This window comes from Amycolatopsis rhizosphaerae, assembly GCF_007713715.1.
Classification (GTDB): domain Bacteria; phylum Actinomycetota; class Actinomycetes; order Mycobacteriales; family Pseudonocardiaceae; genus Amycolatopsis_E; species Amycolatopsis_E rhizosphaerae.
Genome location: NZ_VJWX01000887.1, coordinates 1 through 1,063, shown reverse-complemented (window position 1 = coordinate 1,063; position 1,063 = coordinate 1). Strand labels below are relative to the sequence as shown.

Genomic DNA, 1,063 nt, shown 5'->3' with positions numbered 1-1,063 from the left:
GGGTGGGCCAACAGGCGATAAGGAGCCTGCGATGGCCGACGAGACAGAAACCGGCACCCCGGCACCGAACAAGATGCCACCCGCGCACGCCCCGGCCGGCCAGGAGGCCCGGCCGGTCCCTCCGGCCGAGCCGCACCCGTCCCGGTGGGGCCGGGTGGACGCCGAGGGCAACGTCTACGTGCGCACCGCGGACGGTGGTGAGCGCACCGTGGGCGTCTGGCAGGCAGGCAGCCCCGAGGAAGGGCTGCTGCACTACGCGCGGCGCTTCGACGATCTGCGTACCGAAGTGGAGTTGCTGGAGACCAGGCTCAGCTCGGGCGCCGGCGACCCGAAGCACGCACTGACCACCGCCACCCAGCTGCGGGACGGGCTGGCCGAGGCCGCCGTCGTCGGCGACCTCGCCGCGCTGGCCGCCCGCCTCGACCAGATCGTGGTGCACGCGGAAAGCGCGCTCGCCAGCGCCCGTGCCGAACGCGAGGAGGCCCGTTCGGCCGCGATCGCGCGCAAGCAGGCACTGGCCGAGGAGGCCGAGCGGATCGCGGCGGAATCCACCCAGTGGAAGGCGGCGGGCGACCGGCTGCGCACCATCCTGGACGAGTGGAAGACGATCAAGGGCGTCGACCGCAAGACCGACGACGACCTGTGGAAGCGGTTCTCGAAGGCCCGCGAGGCGTTCAACCGGCGGCGTGGCTCGCACTTCGCCGAGCTGGACAAGCAGCGTGCCGCGGCGAAGTCCCGCAAGGAGGAGCTGATCGCCGAGGCGGAGCAGCTGGTGGACTCCGACGAATGGGGCGCCACGGCCGGCCGCTACAAGGAGCTGATGGCCGAGTGGAAGGCCGCGGGCCGCGCGCCGAAGGAGACCGACGACGCGCTGTGGCAGCGGTTCCGCACCGCGCAGGACAAGTTCTTCGCGCGGCGGTCGGCGGTGTTCTCGGAGCGGGACGCGGAGTTCGCGGGCAACGCCGCCCGCAAGGAGGAACTGCTCACCGAGGCGGAGAAGATCGACCCGGCGGCCAACCTCGACGCGGCCAAGGCCCAGCTGCGCCGCATCCAGGAGCAGTGG

General features: G+C 72.6%; 1 protein-coding gene. It reads left to right on the top strand.

Going from position 1 to position 1,063, the window contains the following annotated elements; all coding sequences use genetic code 11:
* Positions 1 to 31 precede the first annotated feature (31 nt).
* A partial coding sequence (locus FNH05_RS37635) for a DUF349 domain-containing protein (RefSeq protein WP_144593577.1) occupies positions 32 to 1,063 on the top strand: 1,032 nt, incomplete at its 3' end.